This window comes from Longimicrobiaceae bacterium (assembly GCA_036375715.1).
Taxonomy (GTDB): Bacteria; Gemmatimonadota; Gemmatimonadetes; order Longimicrobiales; family Longimicrobiaceae; genus DASVBS01.
Genome location: DASVBS010000078.1, coordinates 1 through 6,246 on the forward strand (window position 1 = coordinate 1; position 6,246 = coordinate 6,246).

At 65.9% G+C, this 6,246-nt stretch carries 4 protein-coding genes; all 4 read right to left on the reverse strand.

Annotated elements, in window-relative coordinates:
• Positions 1-195 precede the first annotated feature (195 nt).
• Complete coding sequence (gene ffh / locus VF167_16520) at positions 196-1,560, reverse strand: signal recognition particle protein (protein HEX6927029.1); 1,365 nt, start codon at positions 1,558-1,560, stop codon at positions 196-198.
• Between the two features lie 461 nt (positions 1,561-2,021).
• Complete coding sequence (locus tag VF167_16525) at positions 2,022-3,923, reverse strand: bifunctional homocysteine S-methyltransferase/methylenetetrahydrofolate reductase (protein ID HEX6927030.1); 1,902 nt, start codon at positions 3,921-3,923, stop codon at positions 2,022-2,024.
• A 24-nt stretch (positions 3,924-3,947) separates the two neighbouring features.
• Positions 3,948-4,436 (reverse strand): hypothetical protein, encoded by a 489-nt coding sequence (locus tag VF167_16530; GenBank protein ID HEX6927031.1) that lies wholly within the window; start codon positions 4,434-4,436, stop codon positions 3,948-3,950.
• Positions 4,437-4,633: 197 nt separating this feature from the next.
• Positions 4,634-6,246, reverse strand: a 1,613-nt coding sequence (locus tag VF167_16535) for a vitamin B12 dependent-methionine synthase activation domain-containing protein (protein ID HEX6927032.1), incomplete at its 5' end; no start/stop codon positions are given.

Here is a 6,246-nt window from a genome sequence, read left to right on the forward strand (position 1 = left end):
CGAAGGTTGCTCGGCCCGTATAGATGCCGGAGCAACTAAGCTATCGGCTATGGGTTATCCGTTATCCGCTATCAGTTATCCGTTTCCTACAATCGGTTGTCTCCGTAGGATCGGATTGCCGCATCTCGCCTGGCAAGCCAACCTGGGAGTGCGACCGGTTCCGACGGATAACTGATATCGGAACCCGAATATCCCCTACCTCGCAAACGGAAACCCACCCCCCGCTCCACCACCCAGCCGCGGCAGACCGCGCGGCATCATCCCCTGCAGGTTCTTCATCTGCTTCATGAACTTCTGCATCTCCTTGAACTGCTCGAGGAGACGGTTGATCTCCTGCACAGGGCGGCCGGAGCCGCGGGCTATGCGGGCGCGGCGAGAGCCGTTGAGCAGCTCGGGCTTCTTCCTCTCCTGCGGGGTCATGGAGAGGATGATCGCCTCGATGTGCTTCATGCGCTGGGGGTCGACCTTGATGTTCTTCAACATCTTGTTGTTCACCCCCGGCAGCAGCTTGAGCAGGTTTTCCAGCGGCCCCAGATTCTGGAGCTGGCGCATCGCCGTCAGGAAGTCGTCGAGATCGAAGCGCCCGGCCCCGAGCATCTTCTTCTCGAGCTTCGCGGCCTGCTCCTGGTCGAAGGAGCTCTGCGCCTTCTCGACCAGGGTCAGGACGTCGCCCATCTGGAGGATCCGCCCGGCCATCCGCTCGGGATGGAACTCCTCCAGGCCGTCCAGCTTCTCGCCGACACCGATGAACTTGATCGGCTTGCCGGTGACCCCATAGATGGAGAGCGCGGCACCACCCCGCGCATCGCCATCCATCTTGGTGAGGATGACGCCGGTGATGTCGAGCGCCTGGTCGAAGCCCTCGGCGATCTTCACCGCCTCCTGGCCGGTCATGCCGTCCGCGACGAGGAGAATCTCGTGCGGCTGAAGCGCCTGCTTCAGGCGCTTCAGCTCGTCCATCATCTCCTCGTCGATCTGCAGGCGGCCCGCGGTGTCGACGATCACCACGCGATCGCGCTCGCGCTGGGCCGTCTCCAGCGCCCGGCGAGCGATGCCGACCACGTCGGTCACCCCCGGCTCCGCCGAGACGGGCACCCCCACCTGCTCGCCGAGCGTCTGCAGCTGCTCGACCGCGGCAGGCCGGTAGACGTCGCAGGCGACCAGGCGAGTCTGGCGCATCTCGCGCTTCATCCGCCGCGCGAGCTTACCCGCGGTGGTCGTCTTACCGGAGCCCTGCAGCCCGACCATCATGATGATCGTTGGCGGGGCCGGAGCGATCGCCAGCGGCGCCCTCTTCTCGCCGAGCATGGCGGTGAGCTCCTGGTGCACCGCCCGCACGATCTGCTGCCCCGGCGAGACCGACTTCAGCACCTGCTCGCCGAGTGCCCGCGCCTCCACTCGCTTCAGGAACTCGCGGGTGACCTGGTAGTTGACGTCCGCCTCGAGCAGCACACGACGGATCTCCCGCAGCCCATCCCGAATCATGGGCTCGGTGAGCACTCCCCGCTGGCGGAATCCGGAGAGTACGCCGTCTAGCTTGTCGCTTAGCTGGTCGAACACGGCAACATCAGGTCAAGGCGCCGGGTGATGCAAAGCCTATGAATATATTTGGTTCACGGCTGGGATACAAGCTGGCGGCCGGCGAGAAGCGAGAAGCTGGGAGCCAGAAGCTAGAATGGGCTTCGGCTTTTTCTTCCACCCTGCCCCTTTCCGGACCTCCTCAGGAGCCGCCCACCTGCGCATAGGGTCTGGTTCGGGTGAAATCGGCCCGTGGAAGGGCCTCACCTGCAACATCGCCTGGAAAGCCCGTTTGGACTCTCCAGGCGCGATCGAAAAGAAGCTCGAAGCGAGAAGCTAGAATTGGCTAGCGAGTTCCGTTTTGCCCTCCCCTTCCTGCGCCTGCGAACGGGGACACCACGAGCCAGCCTGAACCGCCGCCGCACTGGGGGACAGGAGCGACCATAATGCCGCCATCAACCTACCGGTAGGAATGGAAGAATTCTAGCTTCTAGCTTCTCTCCTCATCCCCCCGCCACCGATTTCTGACTCACCTCCGAAACCTCTTCCTTCTCCCTTCCCAGCCCTTCCATCACCTCCAACGCCAATTCCACCTTCCCAAACGGCGCACTCACCTGCACTCCCTGAATGTGCGGGCGGGCTTCCGCAAGCATCTCGCGGGCGATCAGGATTCCCTCCTCGACGGCGGCTTCCTTGCCGCGGTCGCTGGCACGGCGCATCCGCTCGACGATCTCGGGCGGGACCACCACGCCCGGCACCTCGTTCGCCAGAAACTCGGCGTTGCGGGCGCTCACTAGTGGCCAGATCCCCGCGATGATGGGGATGTGAAGTCCCTCCTGCTCGATGCGCTCGAGGAAGCGGAAGAGCTGCGCGAGGTCGAAGACCGGCTGGGTGATGGCGTACTCCGCCCCCGCGTCGACCTTCCAGTAGAAGCGGTTCATCTCGTGCTCGAAGTCGGCCGCGCCGGGATTCACGCCGACCCCGACCACGAAGCTGGTCTGCTCGCCGATCGAGCTCCCACCGGGATCGAGACCGCGGTTCAGTCGGGTCACCAGGTTGGTGAGGCCGATGGCATCGATGTCGAAGACGGCGGTCGCCTCGGGGTAGGGCCCCATCTTCGGCGGGTCGCCGGTGATCAGCAGCAGGTTGCGCAGCCCCAGCGCCTGTGCCCCCAAGAGGTCGGAGAGCATCCCCAGCAGGTTCCGGTCGCGGCAGCAGTAGTGCAGCACCGGCTCGATGCCGACCTGCTGCTGGATCAGCACGGAGGTGGCGATCACGCCCATCCGGCTCTGCGCGCGGGGGCCGTCGGGCACGTTCACGCCGTCGATCCCCGCTTCCTTCAACAGCCGCACCCCCTCCAGCATCCTGCTCGGGTCGGCGCCGCGAGGCGGTACGATCTCCACCGTGGTCACGAACTCGCCCTGCGCGATCTTCCGCCCCCAATGAGATCGCTCCGCCAGGGGCACCGGCTGGACACCGGCCTCCTCGACCTCCGGCTCGGGCGTGACCACACGGAACTGGCGCGTCGCGGGCGAAAGCATACGTACCGCGGCGGTGATCTCGCGGATGTGGTCAGGCGTGGTCCCGCAGCATCCCCCGACGAAGCGCACCCCTTTGCGGATCATCTGGGCCGCGTAGGTCGCCATGTACTCGGGCGAGGCCATGTAGATCTTCCGGCCGTCCACCTCCCGGGGAAGTCCGGCGTTGGGCTGCGCGGAGAGCGGCCGGTTGGTCGCCTTGATGAGCACGTCCACGGCGTCGAGCATGGCCGCGGGGCCGACGCTGCAGTTCATCCCCACCACGTCCACGCCCGCTTCCTCCAGGCGCTGCGCGAAGACGCCGACATCCATGCCCAGGGCCGTAGAGCCGTCCTCCTTGAGCACCATCTGCGCGACGATGGGGAGATCACACACCGACCGAACGGCGCGGACCGCCTGCTGGATCTCCAGCAGATCCCCGAACGTCTCGAGCACGAAGAGGTCGACTCCTCCTTCGAGCAGCCCTTCAGCCTGCTCGCGGAAGTAGCTGACCGCCTCGTCCACCGAGGTAGGGCCGTACGGCTCAATGCGAATGCCGAGCGGGCCGATCGCCCCGGCCACCGCGACGCGGTCGCCACCCGCCGAGCGGGCGATCTCCGCCCCGCGGGCATTGATGGCGTGAGTCTCCTTCTCCAGCCCGTAGCGGGCGAGCTTCACCCGGTTGGCGCCGAAGCTGTTCGTCTCCAGGATCTCGGCGCCGGCGCGGACGTAGGCGCGGTGCACGTCGCGGACGATGTCCGCCTCGCGCAGGTTCAGCTCGTCGTAACACCGGTTGATGTAAACGCCGCGGGCGTACAGCATCGTCCCCATTGCCCCATCGAAGACGTGCGGCCGGCCGTCGGCGATCAGCTCGCGAAAGTCAGGCATGGTCCACCAGGATAAAAGTCGGCGTCATTCCGGCTCGGCCGGGGCCGGGGCGAACCGCGGTCCCACATGGATCGGGCTCTCCCCCGCGATCGCGACGTACCAGAGGATTCGTCCGTCGCGGTCCAATCCGATCTCCGTGCGACCCAGCACGGGCTCGCAGGTGACGGGCTCGTCTTCGCCCAGGCCGTACACCCACCGTTCGTCGGTCTCTTCCTCGAGGGCCTGCAGCGTCGTCTCGATCCCGGCAGCGGTCCACCCCGGCGGAAAGCTGTCCGCATAGCGCGTCATGTCACCTGCCGGGCAACGCGCGCCGGGCGGCCCGAGAACCTCCGCCACCCGCCCCATGTGATCTCCCACCTGCAGCCGCTCCACCCGTTCGCGCCGGCTCTGCTCCGCCGGCGAAAACAGCCAGAGAAGGAGCGCCACCCCGATGAGCAGGATGAGCCCCGTCGCGATCCAGATGGAACGCCTCGAGGTGCCGAGCGCTCGTTCGAGGTTGTGGCGGCGGGGCATGAGGAAGAAGCTAGGAGTTAGAAGCTAGGAGCTAGAATACTCGAATTCCGGTTTGCATGACGTGCCTCTACACCCTCGTCAAGGGCTTGCCCACGACGCCCGGAAGATCAGAAGTAGCCGCGGGAGCACCATTCTAGCTCCTAGCTTCTAGCTTCTGGCTTCTCAGCCGCGGCGTGACCGGGCGCCCCGGCGCCCCGTCACGCCGCGCTGAAGTATTTCGCCGCCGGGTGATGCACCACGATGGCTGCGGTCGACTGCTCCGGGTTGAGCTGGTACGCGGCGGTCAGCGTCACCCCGATCGTCTCCTCTACGGGGAGGATCCGGAAAAGGAGGCCGTGCTGCTCGATGTCCGGGCACGCAGGATATCCCCATGAATACCGCAGCCCCCGACCGTTGCCGATCCCCAGCTCCTCCTTGATGCGCCGGTTGACCAACTCGGCGGCCCCCTCCGCGGTCTGCACGCTGAAGCCATGCAGGAAGTACCCCTCGCTGTAGTCTCCGTCGACCTGCCGCTGCTTGACGAACTGCTCGGCCACGTGACCGCTGGTGACCACCTGGAGGGCGACCACGTCCGCCGGCCGACCGTCCTCGAGCGGGCGGAAATAGTCGGCCAGGCTGAGCTCCTCCCGATCCTCCTGACGCGGGAAATAGAAGCGTCCCAGCTCGCGGTCGTGGTCGACCGGATCGAATACGACCACCTCGTTCCCCTCCCGCCCCGCGGGGAAGTAGCCGTAGACGGCCCGCGGTCGTAGCCACCCCTGGGTGCGCGCCTCCCGCGTGTACCGCTGCAGGCGCGGCTCGAACTCCTCCCGCAGCAGCCTCTCCCACTCCTCTCCCTTGAGGTTCTTGGCACCCCACTGCATCCGGTACAGGGTGTTGAGATCCACGCAGGCAACCACCTCGTCCACCGGGAGGTCGAGCACCTTGATGCCCCAGAAGGGCGGTGTCGGGACATCCGCGGGGGGCACGCCGCCGTTCTGCCGGGAAGCCGGACGAAGATCCTTCGCTTTCGCCTTTGCCTCCTCGTACTTCCGCTGGCGCTCCAGCATCTCCTCGTTGTGCCGGCGGACGAAGCTCTCGCGCTCGTCCGGGGCCTGCAGGCGGTCCATCACCGCCAGCCCCTCGAAGGCGTCCTTGCAGTAGAACATCCCCGCCGGGTACACGACGGCCGCTTCCGGGTCGACGATGGCGGCCGACCGCACGAAGCTGGGGTTGATCGCCGCGCCACCCACCAGCAGTGGATAGCGCAGGCCGCGCCGGTACAGCTCCTGGGCGCAGAGCGGCATCTGCTTCGAGGTGGAGACGAGCAGCGCCGAAAGGCCAATCGCGTCCGCCCCGATCTCCTCGGCCTTTTCGATGATCGTGTTCACCGGCACCTGCTTGCCCAGATCCACCACCGTGTAGCCGTTGTTGGTGAGGATCGTGTTGACCAGGTTCTTGCCGATGTCGTGCACGTCACCGTACACGGTCGCCAGGACGACCTTCCCCTTGGTCTGACCTTCCGTTTTCTCAAGGTACGTCTCCAGCCGCGCCACCGCCTTCTTCATGACCTCCGCGCTCTGCAGCACGAAGGGCAGGATCAGCTCGCCGGCGCCGAACTTGTCGCCGACGTCCTTCATCGCGGGAAGTAGGACATTGTTCAGGATGTCGACTGGCCCGCGGCGGGTTAGCGCCTCGTTCAGCAGGTCCTCGATGCCGTCCTTCTTGCGATGCAGGATCTGCCAGTGGATCTTTTCCTCGACCGAGAGCCCCTCGGTCGGGTCGGCATTTGCCTTCTCCGTCTCCTGGGTCGCCACATTCTCGCTATAGA

What these genes read in the sequence shown, in the direction of transcription:
- VF167_16525 (HEX6927030.1), bottom strand. Translation starts at nt 3,923, where the DNA reads ATGCCTGACTTTCGCGAGCTGATCGCCGACGGCCGGCCGCACGTCTTC.
- VF167_16530 (HEX6927031.1), bottom strand. Translation starts at nt 4,436, where the DNA reads ATGCCCCGCCGCCACAACCTCGAACGAGCGCTCGGCACCTCGAGGCGT.